Annotated in this window: 29 protein-coding genes and 1 pseudogene; all 30 read left to right on the top strand. The window is 63.4% G+C overall.

The window, feature by feature from the left end; genetic code table 11:
- Window positions 1–140, top strand: a pseudogene (locus K0M70_RS09740) (elongation factor Tu); the annotation flags it as partial.
- Window positions 141–385: 245 nt separating this feature from the next.
- Complete coding sequence (rpsJ, locus tag K0M70_RS09735; RefSeq protein WP_290781676.1) at window positions 386–697, top strand: 30S ribosomal protein S10; 312 nt, start codon at window positions 386–388, stop codon at window positions 695–697.
- A 10-nt stretch (window positions 698–707) separates the two neighbouring features.
- A complete protein-coding gene (rplC, locus tag K0M70_RS09730) occupies window positions 708–1,355 on the top strand; it encodes a 50S ribosomal protein L3 (protein ID WP_290781675.1) in 648 nt (215 codons plus the stop codon).
- 10 nt (window positions 1,356–1,365) lie between these two features.
- Window positions 1,366–1,968, top strand: coding sequence for a 50S ribosomal protein L4 (gene rplD, locus K0M70_RS09725; protein ID WP_290781674.1), 603 nt, complete (start codon window positions 1,366–1,368; stop codon window positions 1,966–1,968).
- The gene (rplW, locus tag K0M70_RS09720) at window positions 1,965–2,261 is read left to right on the top strand and encodes a 50S ribosomal protein L23 (protein WP_290781673.1); all 297 of its coding nucleotides are present in this window, start codon (window positions 1,965–1,967) and stop codon (window positions 2,259–2,261) included. The genes rplD and rplW overlap by 4 nt, the downstream gene beginning before the upstream one ends.
- A gap of 11 nt (window positions 2,262–2,272) precedes the next feature.
- Window positions 2,273–3,100 (top strand): 50S ribosomal protein L2, encoded by an 828-nt coding sequence (gene rplB / locus K0M70_RS09715; RefSeq protein WP_290781672.1) that lies wholly within the window; start codon window positions 2,273–2,275, stop codon window positions 3,098–3,100.
- Window positions 3,101–3,106: 6 nt separating this feature from the next.
- A complete protein-coding gene (gene rpsS / locus K0M70_RS09710) occupies window positions 3,107–3,379 on the top strand; it encodes a 30S ribosomal protein S19 (protein ID WP_290781671.1) in 273 nt (90 codons plus the stop codon).
- A 12-nt stretch (window positions 3,380–3,391) separates the two neighbouring features.
- A complete protein-coding gene (gene rplV / locus K0M70_RS09705; RefSeq protein WP_290781670.1) occupies window positions 3,392–3,727 on the top strand; it encodes a 50S ribosomal protein L22 in 336 nt (111 codons plus the stop codon).
- A gap of 16 nt (window positions 3,728–3,743) precedes the next feature.
- A complete protein-coding gene (gene rpsC, locus K0M70_RS09700; protein ID WP_290781669.1) occupies window positions 3,744–4,445 on the top strand; it encodes a 30S ribosomal protein S3 in 702 nt (233 codons plus the stop codon).
- 6 nt (window positions 4,446–4,451) lie between these two features.
- Entirely contained in the window at window positions 4,452–4,865 is a 414-nt protein-coding gene (rplP, locus tag K0M70_RS09695) for a 50S ribosomal protein L16 (RefSeq protein ID WP_290781668.1), read from the top strand.
- 1 nt (window position 4,866) lies between these two features.
- The gene (rpmC, locus tag K0M70_RS09690; RefSeq protein ID WP_290781667.1) at window positions 4,867–5,052 is read left to right on the top strand and encodes a 50S ribosomal protein L29; all 186 of its coding nucleotides are present in this window, start codon (window positions 4,867–4,869) and stop codon (window positions 5,050–5,052) included.
- 9 nt (window positions 5,053–5,061) lie between these two features.
- Window positions 5,062–5,325: a 30S ribosomal protein S17 gene (rpsQ, locus tag K0M70_RS09685; protein WP_290781666.1), complete on the top strand. Its 264-nt coding sequence runs from the start codon at window positions 5,062–5,064 to the stop codon at window positions 5,323–5,325.
- A gap of 12 nt (window positions 5,326–5,337) precedes the next feature.
- A complete protein-coding gene (gene rplN / locus K0M70_RS09680; RefSeq protein ID WP_290781665.1) occupies window positions 5,338–5,706 on the top strand; it encodes a 50S ribosomal protein L14 in 369 nt (122 codons plus the stop codon).
- Window positions 5,707–5,722: 16 nt separating this feature from the next.
- Window positions 5,723–6,037 (top strand): 50S ribosomal protein L24, encoded by a 315-nt coding sequence (rplX, locus tag K0M70_RS09675; RefSeq protein ID WP_290781664.1) that lies wholly within the window; start codon window positions 5,723–5,725, stop codon window positions 6,035–6,037.
- Window positions 6,038–6,048: 11 nt separating this feature from the next.
- Complete coding sequence (gene rplE / locus K0M70_RS09670; RefSeq protein WP_290781663.1) at window positions 6,049–6,591, top strand: 50S ribosomal protein L5; 543 nt, start codon at window positions 6,049–6,051, stop codon at window positions 6,589–6,591.
- Window positions 6,592–6,608: 17 nt separating this feature from the next.
- Entirely contained in the window at window positions 6,609–6,914 is a 306-nt protein-coding gene (gene rpsN / locus K0M70_RS09665; protein WP_290781662.1) for a 30S ribosomal protein S14, read from the top strand.
- Window positions 6,915–6,980: 66 nt separating this feature from the next.
- Window positions 6,981–7,376 carry a 30S ribosomal protein S8 gene (rpsH, locus tag K0M70_RS09660; protein WP_290781661.1) on the top strand — a complete coding sequence of 132 codons (396 nt, stop codon included), beginning with the start codon at window positions 6,981–6,983 and terminating at the stop codon, window positions 7,374–7,376.
- Between the two features lie 13 nt (window positions 7,377–7,389).
- Entirely contained in the window at window positions 7,390–7,917 is a 528-nt protein-coding gene (gene rplF, locus K0M70_RS09655) for a 50S ribosomal protein L6 (RefSeq protein ID WP_290781660.1), read from the top strand.
- 32 nt (window positions 7,918–7,949) lie between these two features.
- Window positions 7,950–8,303, top strand: coding sequence for a 50S ribosomal protein L18 (rplR, locus tag K0M70_RS09650; protein WP_290781659.1), 354 nt, complete (start codon window positions 7,950–7,952; stop codon window positions 8,301–8,303).
- 75 nt (window positions 8,304–8,378) lie between these two features.
- Window positions 8,379–8,900 carry a 30S ribosomal protein S5 gene (rpsE, locus tag K0M70_RS09645; RefSeq protein WP_290781658.1) on the top strand — a complete coding sequence of 174 codons (522 nt, stop codon included), beginning with the start codon at window positions 8,379–8,381 and terminating at the stop codon, window positions 8,898–8,900.
- Window positions 8,893–9,075, top strand: coding sequence for a 50S ribosomal protein L30 (rpmD, locus tag K0M70_RS09640; protein ID WP_290781657.1), 183 nt, complete (start codon window positions 8,893–8,895; stop codon window positions 9,073–9,075). Before rpsE ends, rpmD begins: the two co-directional genes overlap by 8 nt.
- Window positions 9,076–9,095: 20 nt before the next feature.
- Entirely contained in the window at window positions 9,096–9,533 is a 438-nt protein-coding gene (gene rplO, locus K0M70_RS09635) for a 50S ribosomal protein L15 (RefSeq protein WP_290781656.1), read from the top strand.
- 4 nt (window positions 9,534–9,537) lie between these two features.
- On the top strand, window positions 9,538–10,923 hold the full coding sequence (gene secY, locus K0M70_RS09630; protein WP_290781654.1) for a preprotein translocase subunit SecY: 1,386 nt from the start codon (window positions 9,538–9,540) through the stop codon (window positions 10,921–10,923).
- 248 nt (window positions 10,924–11,171) lie between these two features.
- The gene (rpsM, locus tag K0M70_RS09625; RefSeq protein ID WP_290781653.1) at window positions 11,172–11,528 is read left to right on the top strand and encodes a 30S ribosomal protein S13; all 357 of its coding nucleotides are present in this window, start codon (window positions 11,172–11,174) and stop codon (window positions 11,526–11,528) included.
- A 12-nt stretch (window positions 11,529–11,540) separates the two neighbouring features.
- A complete protein-coding gene (gene rpsK / locus K0M70_RS09620) occupies window positions 11,541–11,930 on the top strand; it encodes a 30S ribosomal protein S11 (RefSeq protein WP_290781651.1) in 390 nt (129 codons plus the stop codon).
- Window positions 11,931–11,950: 20 nt separating this feature from the next.
- The gene (gene rpsD, locus K0M70_RS09615) at window positions 11,951–12,580 is read left to right on the top strand and encodes a 30S ribosomal protein S4 (protein WP_290781650.1); all 630 of its coding nucleotides are present in this window, start codon (window positions 11,951–11,953) and stop codon (window positions 12,578–12,580) included.
- Window positions 12,581–12,603: 23 nt separating this feature from the next.
- Window positions 12,604–13,599 (top strand): DNA-directed RNA polymerase subunit alpha, encoded by a 996-nt coding sequence (rpoA, locus tag K0M70_RS09610; RefSeq protein ID WP_290781648.1) that lies wholly within the window; start codon window positions 12,604–12,606, stop codon window positions 13,597–13,599.
- Between the two features lie 29 nt (window positions 13,600–13,628).
- Entirely contained in the window at window positions 13,629–14,012 is a 384-nt protein-coding gene (rplQ, locus tag K0M70_RS09605) for a 50S ribosomal protein L17 (RefSeq protein WP_290781647.1), read from the top strand.
- A 124-nt stretch (window positions 14,013–14,136) separates the two neighbouring features.
- A complete protein-coding gene (locus K0M70_RS09600; RefSeq protein ID WP_290781646.1) occupies window positions 14,137–14,646 on the top strand; it encodes a disulfide bond formation protein B in 510 nt (169 codons plus the stop codon).
- A gap of 94 nt (window positions 14,647–14,740) precedes the next feature.
- The gene (locus K0M70_RS09595; RefSeq protein WP_290781644.1) at window positions 14,741–16,135 is read left to right on the top strand and encodes a 3-deoxy-7-phosphoheptulonate synthase class II; all 1,395 of its coding nucleotides are present in this window, start codon (window positions 14,741–14,743) and stop codon (window positions 16,133–16,135) included.
- The last annotated feature ends 95 nt before the right edge of the window (window positions 16,136–16,230 follow it).

Below are 16,230 nucleotides of genomic sequence, written 5' to 3'. Positions count from 1 at the left end.
AGATGGTGATGCCGGGCGACAACGTGAAGATGGTGGTCACCCTGATCGCGCCGATCGCGATGGATGACGGCCTGCGCTTCGCGATCCGCGAAGGTGGCCGCACCGTCGGCGCCGGCGTGGTTGCCAAGGTCATCAAGTAAGCGTATAATGCGCGGCTCGGTCGCCCCTTAGGGCGGCCCACATACGAAATGAGGGGCAGGATGCCCCTCGTGTTCGCGGCCAGGACGGTCGAAGCTGTGTAAAACAGCCCTTTACAGGGACGTTTAACACAAGCTATACTTTCTTGCTCGGTGGACCAGACATGGTCCGCCGAGTTTGTTTTCCACGGGAGTCAGGGCGCAAAGCCCCTGGCTCCGACGCTCTTTACCGCAACAAGGATATCGCCATGGCGGACCAGAAGATCCGGATTCGGCTCAAGGCCTACGATCATCGCCTGATTGATCGTTCGGCTTCCGAGATCGTGGAGACGGCCAAGCGGACCGGCGCGCAAGTGCGCGGCCCGATCCCGCTGCCGACCAAGATCGAGCGCTACACCGTGCTGGTGTCGCCGCACGTCGACAAGGACGCGCGTGACCAGTACGAGACCCGCACCCACAAGCGTGTGCTGGACATCATCGACCCGAACGACAAGACCGTGGACGCGCTGATGAAGCTCGAACTCGCGGCTGGCGTCGACGTCCAGATCAAGCTGACCTGAGGCAACAACCATGACGACCAAAAACATTGGAATCGTGGGCCGCAAGGCGGGCATGAGCCGCATCTTCACCGAGGATGGTCGTTCCATCCCGGTGACCGTGATCGAGGCCAGCCCGAATCGCATCACCCAGATCAAGACCAACGAGATCGACGGCTACACGGCCGTGCAGGTCACCGCCGGCACCAAGCGTGCTGCGCTGGTGAACAAGCCGCTGTCGGGCCACTACGCCAAGGCGAAAGTGGAAGCCGGTCGCGGGTTGTGGGAGTTCCGCATCGAAGACAAGGATGCCGGCAACTTCGAGGTTGGCAACGAGATCAAGGCGGACATCTTCACTGTCGGCCAGCTGGTCGACGTCGCCGGCATCACGAAGGGCAAGGGCTTCCAGGGCACCATCAAGAAGTATCACTTCAAGATGGGCGATGCCACCCACGGTAACTCGCTGTCGCATCGCTCGCCGGGCTCCATCGGCCAGCGCCAGACCCCGGGTCGTGTTTTCCCGGGCAAGAAGATGGCCGGCCACATGGGTGCGATCCAGCAGACGATGCAGAACCTGGAAGTGGTCAAGGTCGACGCCGAGCGTGGCCTGATCGCGATCAAGGGTTCCGTCCCCGGTGCGCCGGGCGGCGATGTCATCGTCCGTCCGACGAGCAAAGGTTGAGGAGTAAGTAATGGAACTCGCCGTTATTGGAAGCGCCAAGACGCTGTCGGTATCCGACGCGATCTTCGGTCGCGAATTTAGCGAGGATCTCGTGCACCAGGTGGTCGTTGCTTTCCGCAACGCCGGCCGGGCTGGCACCAAGGCCCAGCTGACGCGCTCGGAAGTGCGTGGCACCACCAAGAAGTTCAAGAAGCAGAAGGGCGGCGGTGCCCGCCATGGCGACTACCGCGCCCCGATCTTCATCGGTGGTGGTGTTACGTTCGCCGCCAAGCCGCGCAACTTCGCCCAGAAGGTCAACCGCAAGATGTATCGCGCTGCCATCTGCGCGATCATGTCCGAGCTGAACCGCCAGGGTCGCCTGAAGATCGTCGATGCCTTTGACATCGCCGAGCCGAAGACCAAGTCAATGGTCGCCAAGTTGAAAGAGATGGGCGTCGCCCATCCGCTGATCGTCACCGAGAACGGCACCGAAGCCCTGTATCTGGCCGCCCGCAACCTGCCGTACGTGCAGGTCCGCGACGTCCAGGGTCTGGATCCGGTCGCCCTGGTCGGTGCCGAGTACGTGATCATGACCGCGGAAGCGGTTACGAAGGTCGAGGAGTGGCTGGCATGAGCAACATCAAGAACTTCGGCATTATTCGCGCGCCGCGCGTGTCTGAAAAGACTGCGCGCATCCAGGAGCAGAGCAACCAGTACGTCTTCGAAGTGGCGACGACTGCGACCAAGGCCGACGTCAAGTCCGCCGTTGAGTCGCTGTTCAACGTCAAGGTCGAAGCGGTCAACGTGTTGAACGTGAAGGGCAAGACCAAGACCTTCCGTTCGCGCGCAGGCCGTCGCGGCGACTGGCGCAAAGCATACGTTCGGCTGGCCGAAGGCCAGACGATCGACGTGATGGCCAAGGCCTGAGGCGAGTACCCATGGCACTAATGACTTTCAAGCCGACCTCGCCTGGCCGCCGCGCCATGGTGCGCGTCTCCACCGCTGGCCTCCACAAGGGAGGCCCGCTGGAATCGCTGGTCGAAAAGCAGAGCAAGAGCGGCGGCCGCAACAATAACGGCCGCATCACCACCCGCCACATCGGCGGTGGCCACAAGCAGCATTACCGCATCATCGATTTCAAGCGCGACAAGGAGGGCATTCCTGCCCGTGTCGAGCGGATCGAATATGACCCGAACCGCACGGCGCACATCGCGCTGCTGTGCTACGCCGACGGTGAGCGCCGTTACATCATCGCTCCCAAGGGCTTGGCCAATGGCGACCAGGTGATTGCCGGCAAGGACGCGCCGATCAAGACCGGCAACAGCCTTCCGCTGCGCAACATGCCGGTGGGTTCGACCGTTCATTGCGTCGAGATGAAGCCCGGTGCGGGCGCCCAGCTGGCTCGCGCCGCTGGCGCTGGCGCCCAGCTGATCTCCCGCGACGGCGCCTACGCCACCCTGCGCCTTCGCTCCGGCGAAATGCGCAAGGTGCCGTCGGATTGCCGCGCAACGATCGGTGAAGTCGGCAACGTCGAGCACAACCTCGAGAAGCTGGGCAAGGCCGGTGCAAAGCGGTGGCGCGGCGTCAAGCCGACCGTCCGCGGTGCCGCCATGAACCCGGTTGACCATCCGCACGGCGGTGGTGAGGCCAAGGCTGGACAGGGTAATCCGCATCCGGTGTCCCCGTGGGGCACTCCGGCGAAGGGTTACAAGACGCGCAAGAACAAGCGCACCCAGAAGTTCATCGTGCGCGATCGCAGGGGTTGATAGGCCATGGCACGTTCTCTTAAGAAAGGTCCCTTCATCGACCACCACCTCGTCAAGAAGGTGGAGGCCGCTCAGGGCAACAGCAAGAAGCCGATCAAGACCTGGTCGCGTCGCTCCATGATCCTCCCGGAAATGGTCGGGCTCACCATCGCCATCCACAATGGCAAGGTGCACATCCCGGTTCTGGTGAACGAGAACATGGTGGGTCACAAGCTCGGCGAGTTCGCCCTCACCAGGACCTTCAAGGGTCATGGCGGCGACAAGAAAGCCGGCAAATAAGGAGATATGACGATGGAAGCCAAAGCCATTCTCCGCTCGGCCCGGATCTCGCCGCAGAAAGCCCGCCTGGTCGCTGACCAGGTGCGTGGCCTGCCGGTGTCCCGCGCCGCCGACCTTCTGCAGTTCTCGGACAAGAAAGCCGCCGCGTTGATCCGCAAGGTCCTGTGGTCGGCGATCTCCAATGCCGAAAACAACCTCGGCGCCGACATCGACGAACTCAAGATCACCAGCATCATGGTTGACGAGGGTCCCGTCCTGAAGCGCTTCATGGCCCGCGCCAAGGGCCGCGGCACCCGCATCCTCAAGCGCACCAGCCACATTTTTGTGGTTGTGGGCTCCGGCAAGTAAGGCAGGGACGAAGAATATGGGTCACAAAGTTCATCCGACCGGGTTCCGCTTGGGCATCTCCAAGGATTGGAATTCCAAGTGGTTCGCCAACAAGCGTGACTACGCCCAGTACCTCACGTCCGACCTCAAGGTCCGTGCGATGCTGCGCAAGAAGCTCGCCCAGGCCGGCATCTCGAAGATCCTGATCGAGCGCCCGTCGAAGTCCGCCCGCGTCACGATCCACTCCGCCCGCCCGGGCGTGGTGATCGGCAAGCGGGGCGAGGACATCGAGAAGCTGCGCAAGGAAGTTTCGGACATCATGGGCGTCCCGGCGCACATCAACGTGTCCGAAGTGCGCAAGCCCGAGCTCGACGCGCAGCTGGTGGCCGAATCGATCGCGCAGCAGCTCGAGCGCCGCATCATGTTCCGCCGCGCGATGAAGCGCGCCGTCGGTAACGCGATGCGCCTCGGTGCCCTGGGCATCAAGGTCAACGTCGCCGGCCGCCTCAATGGCGCCGAGATCGCCCGCTCGGAGTGGTACCGCGAGGGCCGCGTGCCCCTGCACACCCTCCGCGCGGACATTGACTACGGCTTCGCCGAAGCCCTCACCACCTACGGCATCATTGGCGTGAAGGTGTGGGTCTACAAGGGCGAGATTTTCGATTTCAGCCAGGTTGGCCAGGAGAAAGTGGAAGAGCGCTCCGAGCGCCCGTCCCGCCCGGCGAAGGAAATGAGGTAAGCCGCCATGCTGCAACCCAAGCGAACCAAGTACCGCAAGGTCTTCAAGTCCCGTAACGACGGCCTGAGCTGGGCCGGCGCAGCCGTCAGCTTCGGCGAGTACGGCCTGAAGGCTACCTCGCACGGCCAGCTGACCGCTCGCCAGATCGAGGCCGCGCGTCGTTCCATCAGCCGCTACGTCAAGCGTGGCGGTAAGATGTGGATCCGCGTGTTCCCCGACAAGCCGATCACCAAGAAGCCGATCGAAGTCCGAATGGGCGCCGGTAAGGGCAATGTCGAATATTGGGTGGCCCAGATTGCACCGGGTCGCGTGATCTACGAGATCGAGGGCGTCGACGAAGCCACCGCTCGCGAGGCCTTCCGCCTGGCGGCCGCTAAGCTGTCGGTGCAGACCACTTTCGTGACCCGGACGGTGCGCTGATATGGAACTCAAGGAACTGCGTCAAAAGTCGGCGACCGAGCTGAAGAACCACCTGCTGGACCTGCACAAGGAGCAGTTTGCGCTCCGTATGCAGAAGGCAACCGGTCAGCTCAACGCCCCCCACCGAATCAAGCTGGTCCGTCGCGAGATTGCGCAGACGATGACCATGCTGACCGATAAGAAGTAAGGGCGAGCCATGAGCGATAATGCCAACCAGACGCGCACGGTCGAAGGCCGCGTTGTCAGCAACAAGATGAACAAGTCCGTGACGATCCTCGTCGAGCGCCAGGTCAAGCACCCCCTGTACGGCAAGTACATCCGGCGCTCGACCAAGCTGCACGCGCACGACGAAGAGAACACCTGCAACGAGGGCGATGTCGTCCGCGTGAGCGAGTGCCGTCCGCTGTCGAAGACCAAGAACTGGCGCGTGGTCGAAATCGTCACGCGTGCCGTGAAGTAAGGAGGCCATTAAATGATCCAGGTACAAAGCTACCTCGAGGCCGCCGACAATTCCGGCGCCAAGGAAATGATGTGCATCAAGGTGCTCGGCGGCTCCAAGCGTCGTTACGCCCACATCGGTGACATCATCAAGGTGACCGTCAAGGACGCCATTCCCCGCGGCAAGGTCAAGAAGGGTGAGGTCTACGACGCTGTCGTCGTCCGTACCCGTTCCGGCGTGCGCCGGGCCGACGGTTCGCTGATCCGTTTCGACGGTAACGCGGCCGTGCTGCTGAACAACAAGCAGGAGCCGATCGGCACCCGCATTTTCGGGCCCGTGACCCGTGAACTTCGTACCGAGAAGTTCATGAAGATCGTCTCGCTCGCTCCCGAAGTGATCTGAGCGAAGGAATCAGCAAATGAATCGTATCCGCAAGGGCGACCAGGTGATCATCATCGCCGGTGCCGACAAGGGCAAGAAGGGTGAAGTTGTGCGTGTTGCCGGTGACAAGGTCATCGTGCAGAACGTGAACATCATCAAGCGCCACACCAAGCCGAACCCGCAGGCGAACGTCGCCGGCGGAATCATCGAGCGGGAAGCGCCGATCCATATTTCCAATGTCATGCTGTTCAACCAGGCCAACGGCAAGGGCGAACGCATTGGTTTCAAGGTGCTCGAGAATGGACGCAAAGTGCGTGTGTTCCGCTCGAGCGGTGAGGCGATTGACGCCTAAGGAATGATGCAATGACCACCCGTCTCGAAACGATCTACAAAGAAACCGTCGTTCCTGCGCTCATGGAACAGTTCGGTTACGACAACATCATGCAGGTGCCCCGCATCTCGAAGATCACGCTGAACATGGGCGTGGGCGAGGCCGTGGGCAACAAGAAGATCCTGGAAAATGCCGTTGCCGACATGACCAAGATCGCCGGCCAGAAGCCGATCACCACCAATGCCCGCGTCTCCGTCGCCAGCTTCAAGATCCGCGACGGCTGGCCGATCGGCTGCAAGGTCACCTTGCGCCGCGCCAAGATGTTCGAGTTCCTCGACCGCCTGATCAACATTTCGCTGCCCCGCGTGCGTGACTTCCGCGGCGTGTCGGGTCGTTCGTTCGACGGCCGTGGCAACTACAACATGGGCATCAAGGAACAGATCATCTTCCCCGAGATTGATTTCGATACCGTTGACGCCATGCGCGGCATGGACATCGCCATCACCACCACGGCGAAGACCAACGAAGAAGCCAAGGCGCTGCTGCAGGCTTTCAACTTCCCGTTCCGTAACTGATTTCGAGGATATAGATCATGGCCAAGACGTCGATGGTTAACCGCGACATCAAGCGCAAGAAGCTGGTGAAGAAATTCGCCGCCAAGCGTACGGACCTCAAGACGATCATCACGAGCGTCACTGCCTCCTACGAGGAGAAGATGGCCGCCGTGGACAAACTGCAGAAGTTGCCGCGCGACTCGAGTCCGAGCCGCGTCACCAACCGCTGCGCACTGACGGGCCGCTCGCGCGGCGTGTACGCGAAGTTCGGCCTCGGCCGCAACAAGCTGCGCGAAGCCACCATGCGTGGCGACGTTCCCGGCCTCCGCAAGGCCAGCTGGTAATCGCAGGTCCCCCCCCGGGGGACCAGCGGATATCGGTGCTCCTGACACCTACAAGGGTAAGAATCAATGAGCATGACTGATCCTATCGCCGACATGCTGGTGCGCATCAAGAACGCACTCGCCGTCGGTAAGCCGCAGGTTTCCATGCCTGCCTCCAAGATGAAGCTGGCCATCGCCAACGTGCTCAAGTCCGAGGGTTACATCGGCGAGTTCCGCGTTGTCGGCGAGGGCGCCAAGGCGAAGCTGGAAGTTTCCCTGAAGTACTACGAAGGCAAGCCGGTGATCGAGCGCCTTGAGCGCGTCTCCCGTTCGGGCCTCCGCCAGTACAAGGGCAAGGACGACCTGCCCAAGATACTGGCGGGCCTCGGCGTCGCCATCATCTCCACTTCCCAGGGTCTGATGACCGATCGCCAGGCCCGCGCTGCGGGCGTGGGCGGCGAAGTCATCTGCCTCGTGGCCTAAGGAGAACGCAACCATGTCCCGCGTTGCCAAGAAGCCGATCCAGATGCCCAAGGGCGTCGATTTCAATGTCTCGTCGAGCCACGTCACCGTGAAGGGCCCGAAGGGTACCCTGAGCCTGGCCAAGCCGACCGGCGTCGAGTTCAACCTCGACAACGGCCTGCTGCAGCTGTCTGCCGCCGACTCCGACAACATCCCGATGGCCGGTACCGCCCGCGCCATCCTCGCCAACATGATCCAGGGCGTCGCCGAGGGTTTCACCCGCAAGCTCGAACTGGTCGGCGTGGGTTACCGTGCTGCCATGCAGGGCAAAGACCTGGCGCTGAGCCTGGGCTTCTCGCATCCCACGGTTTACATCACTCCCGAGGGCATCACGCTGACCACTCCCACCCAGACCGAGATCCTGGTCAGCGGTGCGGACAAGCAGCAGGTGGGTGAAGTAGCGGCCAAGATCCGTGCGTACCGTAAGCCTGAGCCGTACAAGGGCAAGGGCATCCGTTACTCCGGCGAGAAGATCATCATGAAGGAAGCCAAGAAGGCCTAATTGGGCGCTTCCGCTTCCTCGAGGTAAATACCATGGACAAGAACATCGCTCGCCTGCGCCGCGCCAAGACCACGCGTTCGCACATCCGCAAGCTTGGCGTCGCCCGTCTTTCGGTGCTTCGCTCGGGCCAGCACATCTACGCCCAGCTCTTCACCTCCGACGGCTCCACCGTGCTGGCTTCGGCCTCCACCGTGCAGGCTGACGTCAGGGATGGCCTGAAGGGCTGCAAGAACATGGAAGCCGCCGCCAAGGTCGGCCGCGCCATCGCCGAGAAGGCGCTGGCTGCTGGCATCGAAAAGGTTGCCTTCGATCGTTCTGGCTACCGGTATCATGGTCGTATCAAGGCTTTGGCAGATGCCGCCCGCGAAGGTGGCCTGCAGTTCTAAGCCTCCGGGCTTGAGTTTCCAGATCCAACCACAACCATAAGCGGCCATAGGCCGTAAGCAAACCCAGGAATCCACATGAGCAGCAACGAGCGCGATCGCAATCGCGGGGAAAGCGACGACGGCTTCATTGAGAAGCTGGTCGCCGTCAACCGCGTTTCCAAGACCGTCAAGGGCGGTCGTCAGTTCACCTTCACCGCGCTGACCGTCGTCGGCGACGGTGCTGGCAAGGTTGGTTTCGGCTACGGCAAGGCGCGTGAAGTGCCGGTCGCCATCCAGAAGTCGATGGAGTACGCCCGCAAGGCGATGGTCCAGGTCGACCTCAACGAGGGCACCCTGTGGCATGCGGTCAAGTCCGGTCACGGAGCCGCCCGCGTTTACATGCAGCCTGCTTCCGAGGGTACCGGCGTGATCGCCGGTGGCGCCATGCGCGCCGTCCTTGAAGCCGTCGGCGTGAAGAACGTGCTGGCCAAGGCCGTCGGTTCGCGCAACCCGATCAACCTGGTTCGCGCCACCGTCAAGGGCCTCACCGAAACCACCTCGCCGGCCCGCATCGCCGCCAAGCGTGGCAAGAAGCTCGAGGAGATCCTCAATGGCTGAGAAGACTGTCAAGGTTCGCCTGGTGAAAGGCCTTCGTGGCTGCCAGGCCCGCCACCGCCTCTCCGTTAAGGCCCTCGGCCTGAACAAGATCAACGATGTCCGCGAACTCAAGGACTCGCCGTCCGTGCGCGGCCTGATCAACCAGGTGCATTACCTGGTTCGCGTCGAAGCCTGAGCGGACCTAGGAGAAACCATATGAAGCTCAATACCCTCAAGCCCGCCGACGGCGCCCGCAAGGACCGCGTCCGCGTTGGTCGCGGCATCGGCTCCGGCCTCGGCAAGACCGCTGGCCGCGGACACAAGGGCTCGTTCGCCCGTTCCGGCAAGGGCAAGATCAAGGCCGGTTTCGAAGGCGGCCAGATGCCCATGCACAAGCGTTTGCCGAAGGTCGGCTTCCGCTCGAAGCTCAAGAACGACACCGCTGAAGTGCTGCTGTACCAGCTCGACAAGCTCGAAGCCGGCGAGATCGATTTCGCCGCCCTTCGCGCCGCCAAGCTCGTGCCGTCCTCGGCCAAGCAGGCCAAGCTCGTCAAGAAGGGCGAGCTGACCAAGAAGTTCGTTCTCAAGGGCGTGCTGGCGACCGCGGGTGCCAAGGCCGCGATCGAAGCCGCCGGCGGCAGCGTGACGGAGTAATCTCTTGACGCAGTCCTCTTCCGCAGCAAGTGCCCTGGGTGGGCTCGGTAAGTTCACCGAGCTCCGCCAGCGCCTGATCTTCGTGGTCCTGGCCCTGATCGTTTACCGCATCGGCAGCTTCATCCCGGTGCCCGGTATTGATCCGGCCGCCATGCTGCGGCTGATGGAGCAGCAAGAAGGCACCATCGTGGACATGTTCAACATGTTCTCCGGTGGTGCGCTGAACCGCTTCAGCCTGTTCGCGCTGAACGTCATCCCCTACATCTCTTCCTCCATCATCGTGCAGCTGATGGGCCAGATCTATGAGCCCTGGAAGGCGATGAAGAAGGAAGGCGAGAGCGGTCGGCGCAAGCTGACCCAGTATTCGCGCATCGGCGCCGTCCTGCTGGCCATCGTTCAGGCCGGCAGCATCGCCGCCGCTCTGCAGGGCCAAAGCGCAGGTGCCGGTATTCCGGTGGTTTACGCCCCGGGCCCGGGCTTCATCCTGACGGCCATCGTGGCATTGACCGCCGGCACCATCTTCCTGATGTGGCTTGGCGAGCAGATCACCGAGCGCGGTATCGGCAACGGCATTTCGCTGATCATCTTCGCCGGCATCGTGGCCAGCCTGCCGTCCGCCGTCATCGGTACGCTGCAGCAGGTCGCCAACGACGAAATCAGCCCGTTCGCCATCCTGGTCATCGTCGCCCTCGTGCTCGGCGTCACGTACTTCGTGGTCTTCATGGAGCGCGGCCAGCGCCGCATCACTGTGAACTACGCCCGGCGCCAGGGTGGCCGCCAGGCGTACATGAACCAGAGCTCGCACCTGCCGCTCAAGCTCAACATGGCCGGCGTCATCCCGGCGATCTTCGCCTCCAGCCTGATCATGTTCCCCGCCACCATGGCGCAGTGGTTCGGCCAGGCGGCCACGCCGACCGGTGAAGGCTGGCGCGGGCAGTTGGGCTATTACCTGCAGAACCTCAGCCAGGCCCTGGCGCCCAGCCAGCCGCTGCACATGCTGCTGTACGGCGCGTTGATCATGGGCTTTGCGTTCTTCTACACGGCCCTGGTGTTCAATTCGCAGGAAACGGCCGACAACCTCAAGAAGTCCGGCGCGCTGGTTCCGGGCATCCGTCCCGGCAAGGCGACGGGCGACTACATCGATGGCGTGCTGACGCGCCTGACGCTGATCGGCTCGCTGTACCTGGTGTTGGTGTGCCTGCTGCCCGAGGTCATCCGGGTGTTCTATGCGGTTCCGTTCTATTTCGGCGGCACGTCGCTGCTGATCGTGGTTGTGGTGGTGATGGATTTCACCGCCCAAGTCCAGGCTCACCTGATGTCGCATCAGTACGAGAGCCTGATGAAGAAGTCGAATCTGAAAGGTGGCGGACGCGGCCTGAGCCGCAGCTGACACCAACGATGGGCGGTCCGCGCGGCGGCTTGGCGCGCGGATAAGCCGGAACTGGTTCCTGCGCTGGAGTAGCGCGGGGCGCCTGACCCCAGGACGGGGGAGGGCAGGTTCCGGTTTGTCGCCGGAGCATGGGCACACTCCCCATGCCGGGTTCCCCGGGTCTTCGGATCCGGGGGGCTACAAATAAACCCCAAGCCCTGATATAATTCCTGATTCACTGCGCTCAAATTTAAGTTGGAGAACGCCTGATGGCGCGCATCGCGGGTGTCAACCTGCCTGTCCAGAAGCATGTCTGGGTAGGCCTGCAAAGTATCTTTGGCATTGGCCGTACCCGGTCAAAGCTTGTTTGTGTAGCGGCCGGAGTGGCGTCAGCCACGAAGATCCGTGATTTGTCCGAGCCTGAAATCGAGCGTATCCGCGCCGAAGTGGCCAAGTACACCGTCGAGGGTGACCTCCGACGCGAGGTCGGCATGTCGATCAAGCGTCTGATGGACCTGGGCTGCTACCGCGGCCTGCGTCATCGTCGCGGCCTGCCGATGCGCGGTCAGCGTACCCGGACCAACGCTCGTACCCGCAAGGGTCCGCGTAAAGCCATCAAGAAGTAAGGACCTGGCCAAATGAATAAGCCGGCAGTCAAGACCAAGAAGAAGATCAAGCGGATCGTCACCGACGGTATCGCCCACGTCCAGGCTTCTTTCAACAACACCATCGTCACCATCACCGATCGCCAGGGCAATGCGCTGTCGTGGGCCACTTCGGGCGGCGCGGGTTTCCGCGGCTCCCGCAAGTCCACGCCGTTCGCTGCCCAGGTGGCCGCCGAGAAGGCCGGCAAGGCCGCTCTCGACTACGGTGTGAAAACGCTGGAAGTGCGGATCAAGGGCCCCGGCCCGGGCCGTGAATCGGCCGTGCGTTCGTTGAACGCGGTCGGTTACAAGATCACCAACATCATCGACGTCACCCCGATCCCGCACAACGGGTGCCGGCCGCCGAAAAAGCGCCGCGTCTAACGGGAACTGGAGACTAAATCATGGCTCGTTACATTGGTCCCACCTGTAAGCTCGCCCGCCGCGAAGGCGCCGACCTCAGTCTGAAGTCGCCGGCTCGCGCCATCGACTCCAAGTGCAAGCTCGAGCAGAAGCCCGGGCAGCACGGTGCAGTCGCCCGCAAGGGCAAGCTGTCCGACTACGCCACCCAGCTTCGCGAGAAGCAGAAGGTCAAGCGCATCTACGGCTTGCTCGAGCGTCAGTTCCGTTCTTACTACACCAAGGCTTCGCGCAAGAAGGGCAACACCGGCGAAACCCTGCTGCAGATGCTCGAACAGCGCCTGGACAACGTCGTGTACCGCATGGGCTTCGCCGTTACGCGTCCCCAGGCCCGCCAGCTGGTGTCGCACAAGGGCGTGCTGGTCAACGGCAAGTCCGTCAACCTGCCGTCCTACCAGATCAAGGCTGGCGACAGCGTTGAGCTGACCGAGAAGGCGCAGAAGCACCTCAACGTGCAGGAAGCACTCAACCTCTCCCAGCAGATGGACCTGGTCCCGAGCTGGTGCGAAGTCGACGCGAAAAAGTTCGCCGGCGTTTTCAAAGCCGTCCCGGACCGCGCCGACCTGCCCTCGGATATCAATGAAGCGCTGATCGTCGAGTTGTACTCGAAGTAATCCTCTCAGGAGACACCTTGACCATGACGGTTACCGCTACTTCGGTGCTGCGTCCGCGCGGCCCCCACATTGAACGCCTCGGTGCAAACCGCGCGAAGGTTGTGATCGAACCCCTTGAGCGTGGCTACGGCCACACCCTGGGCAACGCCCTGCGCCGCGTGCTGCTGTCGTCCATCCCCGGCTTTGCCATCACGGAAGTCGAGATCGACGGCGTGCTGCACGAGTACACCACCGTCGAAGGCCTGCAGGAGGACGTGCTGGAAGTCCTGCTCAACCTCAAGGACGTGGCCATCCGCATGCACAACGTGGACCACACCACGCTGACGCTGCAGAAGAAGGGCCCGGGCCTGGTGACGGCGGCGGACATCAAGGTTGACCACAACGTCGAGATCCTCAATCCCGACCACGTGATCTGCCACCTCACCAAGGACACGTCGCTGAACATGCGGCTGAAGATCGAGCGCGGTTTCGGCTACCAGCCGGCCGCCGATCGCCGTCGCCCGGACGAAGAATCCCGTGCGATCGGTCGCCTGGTGCTGGATGCCACGTTCTCGCCGGTCCGCCGCGTTGCGTATGCCGTTGAATCGGCCCGCGTCGAGCAGCGTACCGACCTGGACAAGCTGGTCCTGGAGATCGAGACCAACGGCACGATCGATGCCGAGGACGCGATCCGCACGGCCGCCGACATCCTCACCGACCAGCTGTCGGTGTTCGGTGACTTCACGCAGCGTGACCGCAGCGCCACCAAGCAGCCCACCACGGGTATCGATCCGGTGCTGTTGCGCCCGATCGACGACCTGGAGCTGACGGTGCGTTCGGCCAACTGCCTCAAGGCCGAGAACATCTACTACATCGGCGACCTGATCCAGCGTACCGAGGTCGAGCTGCTCAAGACCCCGAACCTGGGCAAGAAGTCGCTCACCGAGATCAAGGAAGTGCTTGCACAGCGCGGCCTGTCCCTCGGCATGAAGCTGGAAAACTGGCCGCCGGCCGGCCTCCAGCAGGGCATGCTGGGCTGAGCCCGGTAATTCACTAAGGAACCACGACCATGCGCCATCGGAATTCCGGACGCCAACTCAGCCGTACCAGTGCCCATCGCGACGCGATGTTCAGCAACATGGCGGCGTCCCTGATCAAGCACGAACTGATCCGCACCACCTTGCCCAAGGCCAAGGAACTGCGCCGCGTCGCCGAACCGCTGATCACCATCGGCAAGACCGATGGCGTGGCGAATCGTCGTCTGGCCATGTCCCGCCTGCGTGACAAGGAAGCGGTCGGCAAGCTGTTCGTCGAGCTGGGCCCGCGTTACCAGGCCCGTCCCGGCGGCTACCTGCGCATCCTCAAGTGCGGCTTCCGTCCGGGCGACAACGCCCCGATGGCTTATGTCGAGCTGGTGGATCGCCCGCGCGAAGTTGCCGAAGCCGCCGAGTAATTCCGGCGCGCTAGGCAAGTACCTGGACCCCGGCCTAGGCCGGGGTCTTTGTTTCCGGGTCGGGAAACTTCACCGGCCCGCAGCGGTCTGTGTAACCTAGCCCCCACTGCTCCGGAAGCCGCCCATGTCCGCCAATCCCTTCGCCTGGTCGTTCCGCGGCCAGTACCTCACTGGCTTCGCGCTATGCGCGGCGCTGCTTGCGTACGCGCTGTACGTGCAGTTCAGCATGCTGATGTTGCCGTGCCCGCTGTGCATCCTGCAGCGCGTCGCGTTCGCGGCCATGGGCGTGGCATTCCTGGTGGGCGGGCTGCATGCGCCCAGCGGCCGGCTGGGACGCGGGCTGTATGGCCTGCTGGTGCTGATTCCGGCCGCCGCCGGTGCCGGCGTGGCCGGCCGCCATGTCTGGCTGCAGTCGCTGCCCCCCAGCGAAGTGCCGCTTTGCACGGGCATGGGCCTTGAATACATGGTCGAGGCGATGGGTCCGATGAGCGCGCTGTCGAAAGTGCTCACGGGCTCGGGCGAGTGTGCGAAGGTGGATTGGGCCTTCCTTGGCGTTTCCATGCCCGCGTGGACGCTGGTCTGGTTCATCGGCCTGGGCCTGGGCGCCCTGTGGGCCGCACTGCGCAAGCGCTGAAGCCGGCGTGATGTGCTGAACGGAGCGTCCCGTCGCCATGCGGCGGCGCTGTGGCATGATTTCCCCCCACCTCAATGATTCTGGATCCAAGACGATGAGCGCCAGCGACCGCAACCTGCAGCCTGTTCCCCTTCCCGGCGATTGGACGCCGGCGGGCTGGCGCGGCCGGGTCGCCTCCCAGCAGCCGACCTATCCCGATGCCGCCGCCCTGGCCCAGGTGCAGAGCGAGCTGGGCCAACTGCCGCCGCTGGTCACGTCGTGGGAAATCCTTGCCCTCAAGAAGCAGCTGGCCGAAGCCCAGGAGGGCAAGCGCTTCCTGCTGCAGGGCGGTGACTGCGCCGAGAGTTTCGCCGACTGCGAGTCGGCGCTCATTTCCAACCGGCTCAAGGTGCTGCTGCAGATGAGCCTGGTGCTGGTGCACGGCCTGCGCCTGCCCGTGGTGCGGGTGGGGCGCTTTGCCGGGCAGTACGCCAAGCCGCGCTCGGCCGACCTGGAAGAGAAGAACGGCGTTTCGCTGCCCAGCTACCGCGGCGACTTCATCAACCAGCCCGGCTTCACCCCGGAAGAGCGCACGCCCGACCCGCGCCGGATGGTGAAGGGCCACGCCCGCTCGGCGATGACGATGAACTTCGTGCGGGCGCTGGTGGACGGTGGTTTCGCCGACCTGCACCACCCGGAATACTGGGACCTGGACTGGGTTGGCCATTCGCCGCTGTCGGACGAGTACCGCAGCATGGTGGCGGCCGTTGGCGACGCCGTGCGCTTCATGGAGACCATCTCCGGGTCGGCCATGAACAACCTCAACCGCGCCGATTTCTACACGTCGCACGAAGCGCTGCTGCTGCCCTACGAAGAGGCGCTGACGCGCCAGGTGCCGCGCCAGTGGGGCTGGTTCAACCTGTCCACGCACTTCCCCTGGATCGGCATGCGCACCGCCGACCTGGACGGCGCCCACGTGGAATACTTCCGCGGCCTGCGCAATCCGGTGGCAGTGAAGATTGGCCCGTCGGTCACGCCCGACCAGCTGCTGCGGCTGACCGACGCCCTGAACCCCGAGAACGAGCCGGGCCGCCTGAGCTACATCCACCGCATGGGTGCGGCCAAGGTGTCTGAAAAGCTGCCGCCGCTGCTGGACGCCATCCGCCGCGAAGGCCGGCGCGTGCTGTGGATCTGCGACCCGATGCACGGCAATACCGAAAGCACCAGCAACGGCTACAAGACCCGCCGCTTCGCCAACATCCGCAGCGAAGTGGAGTCGAGCTTCGAACTGCATGCCGCGTCGGGCACGCGCCTGGGCGGCGTGCACCTGGAGCTCACCGGGGAAAACGTCACCGAGTGCACGGGCGGCGCCCGCGACCTCACCGACATCGACCTCGAGCGCGCCTACCGGTCCACGGTGGATCCGCGCCTGAACTACGAGCAGTCGCTGGAAATCGCCATGCTGATCGTGCGCAAGCAGGGCCAGATCGCGCGACCCGCGCAGGCCTGAGGGCCGCCCTGTCGGCCGGGCCGCCGTCGCGGCGCCCGGCCTAGGTTCGACCTCAGTAAGGCAGCGCCGGGATGAACATCGGCGGCTTGCGCGCC

The sequence above is a fragment of the Arenimonas sp. genome (assembly GCF_019459675.1).
GTDB lineage: Bacteria > Pseudomonadota > Gammaproteobacteria > Xanthomonadales > Xanthomonadaceae > Arenimonas.
The sequence above is the reverse complement of the archived record's forward strand: the minus strand, read 5'-3'. Positions and strand labels throughout refer to the sequence as shown.

Excerpts from the sequence above, each read along its gene's own strand:
- rpsJ (WP_290781676.1), top strand. The coding sequence starts at position 386 with ATGGCGGACCAGAAGATCCGGATTCGGCTCAAGGCCTACGATCATCGC.
- rplC (WP_290781675.1), top strand. The coding sequence starts at position 708 with ATGACGACCAAAAACATTGGAATCGTGGGCCGCAAGGCGGGCATGAGC.
- rplD (WP_290781674.1), top strand. The coding sequence starts at position 1,366 with ATGGAACTCGCCGTTATTGGAAGCGCCAAGACGCTGTCGGTATCCGAC.
- rplW (WP_290781673.1), top strand. The coding sequence starts at position 1,965 with ATGAGCAACATCAAGAACTTCGGCATTATTCGCGCGCCGCGCGTGTCT.
- rplB (WP_290781672.1), top strand. The coding sequence starts at position 2,273 with ATGGCACTAATGACTTTCAAGCCGACCTCGCCTGGCCGCCGCGCCATG.
- rpsS (WP_290781671.1), top strand. The coding sequence starts at position 3,107 with ATGGCACGTTCTCTTAAGAAAGGTCCCTTCATCGACCACCACCTCGTC.
- rplV (WP_290781670.1), top strand. The coding sequence starts at position 3,392 with ATGGAAGCCAAAGCCATTCTCCGCTCGGCCCGGATCTCGCCGCAGAAA.
- rpsC (WP_290781669.1), top strand. The coding sequence starts at position 3,744 with ATGGGTCACAAAGTTCATCCGACCGGGTTCCGCTTGGGCATCTCCAAG.
- rplP (WP_290781668.1), top strand. The coding sequence starts at position 4,452 with ATGCTGCAACCCAAGCGAACCAAGTACCGCAAGGTCTTCAAGTCCCGT.
- rpmC (WP_290781667.1), top strand. The coding sequence starts at position 4,867 with ATGGAACTCAAGGAACTGCGTCAAAAGTCGGCGACCGAGCTGAAGAAC.
- rpsQ (WP_290781666.1), top strand. The coding sequence starts at position 5,062 with ATGAGCGATAATGCCAACCAGACGCGCACGGTCGAAGGCCGCGTTGTC.
- rplN (WP_290781665.1), top strand. The coding sequence starts at position 5,338 with ATGATCCAGGTACAAAGCTACCTCGAGGCCGCCGACAATTCCGGCGCC.
- rplX (WP_290781664.1), top strand. The coding sequence starts at position 5,723 with ATGAATCGTATCCGCAAGGGCGACCAGGTGATCATCATCGCCGGTGCC.
- rplE (WP_290781663.1), top strand. The coding sequence starts at position 6,049 with ATGACCACCCGTCTCGAAACGATCTACAAAGAAACCGTCGTTCCTGCG.
- rpsN (WP_290781662.1), top strand. The coding sequence starts at position 6,609 with ATGGCCAAGACGTCGATGGTTAACCGCGACATCAAGCGCAAGAAGCTG.
- rpsH (WP_290781661.1), top strand. The coding sequence starts at position 6,981 with ATGAGCATGACTGATCCTATCGCCGACATGCTGGTGCGCATCAAGAAC.
- rplF (WP_290781660.1), top strand. The coding sequence starts at position 7,390 with ATGTCCCGCGTTGCCAAGAAGCCGATCCAGATGCCCAAGGGCGTCGAT.
- rplR (WP_290781659.1), top strand. The coding sequence starts at position 7,950 with ATGGACAAGAACATCGCTCGCCTGCGCCGCGCCAAGACCACGCGTTCG.
- rpsE (WP_290781658.1), top strand. The coding sequence starts at position 8,379 with ATGAGCAGCAACGAGCGCGATCGCAATCGCGGGGAAAGCGACGACGGC.
- rpmD (WP_290781657.1), top strand. The coding sequence starts at position 8,893 with ATGGCTGAGAAGACTGTCAAGGTTCGCCTGGTGAAAGGCCTTCGTGGC.
- rplO (WP_290781656.1), top strand. The coding sequence starts at position 9,096 with ATGAAGCTCAATACCCTCAAGCCCGCCGACGGCGCCCGCAAGGACCGC.
- rpsM (WP_290781653.1), top strand. The coding sequence starts at position 11,172 with ATGGCGCGCATCGCGGGTGTCAACCTGCCTGTCCAGAAGCATGTCTGG.
- rpsK (WP_290781651.1), top strand. The coding sequence starts at position 11,541 with ATGAATAAGCCGGCAGTCAAGACCAAGAAGAAGATCAAGCGGATCGTC.
- rpsD (WP_290781650.1), top strand. The coding sequence starts at position 11,951 with ATGGCTCGTTACATTGGTCCCACCTGTAAGCTCGCCCGCCGCGAAGGC.
- rpoA (WP_290781648.1), top strand. The coding sequence starts at position 12,604 with ATGACGGTTACCGCTACTTCGGTGCTGCGTCCGCGCGGCCCCCACATT.
- rplQ (WP_290781647.1), top strand. The coding sequence starts at position 13,629 with ATGCGCCATCGGAATTCCGGACGCCAACTCAGCCGTACCAGTGCCCAT.
- K0M70_RS09600 (WP_290781646.1), top strand. The coding sequence starts at position 14,137 with ATGTCCGCCAATCCCTTCGCCTGGTCGTTCCGCGGCCAGTACCTCACT.
- K0M70_RS09595 (WP_290781644.1), top strand. The coding sequence starts at position 14,741 with ATGAGCGCCAGCGACCGCAACCTGCAGCCTGTTCCCCTTCCCGGCGAT.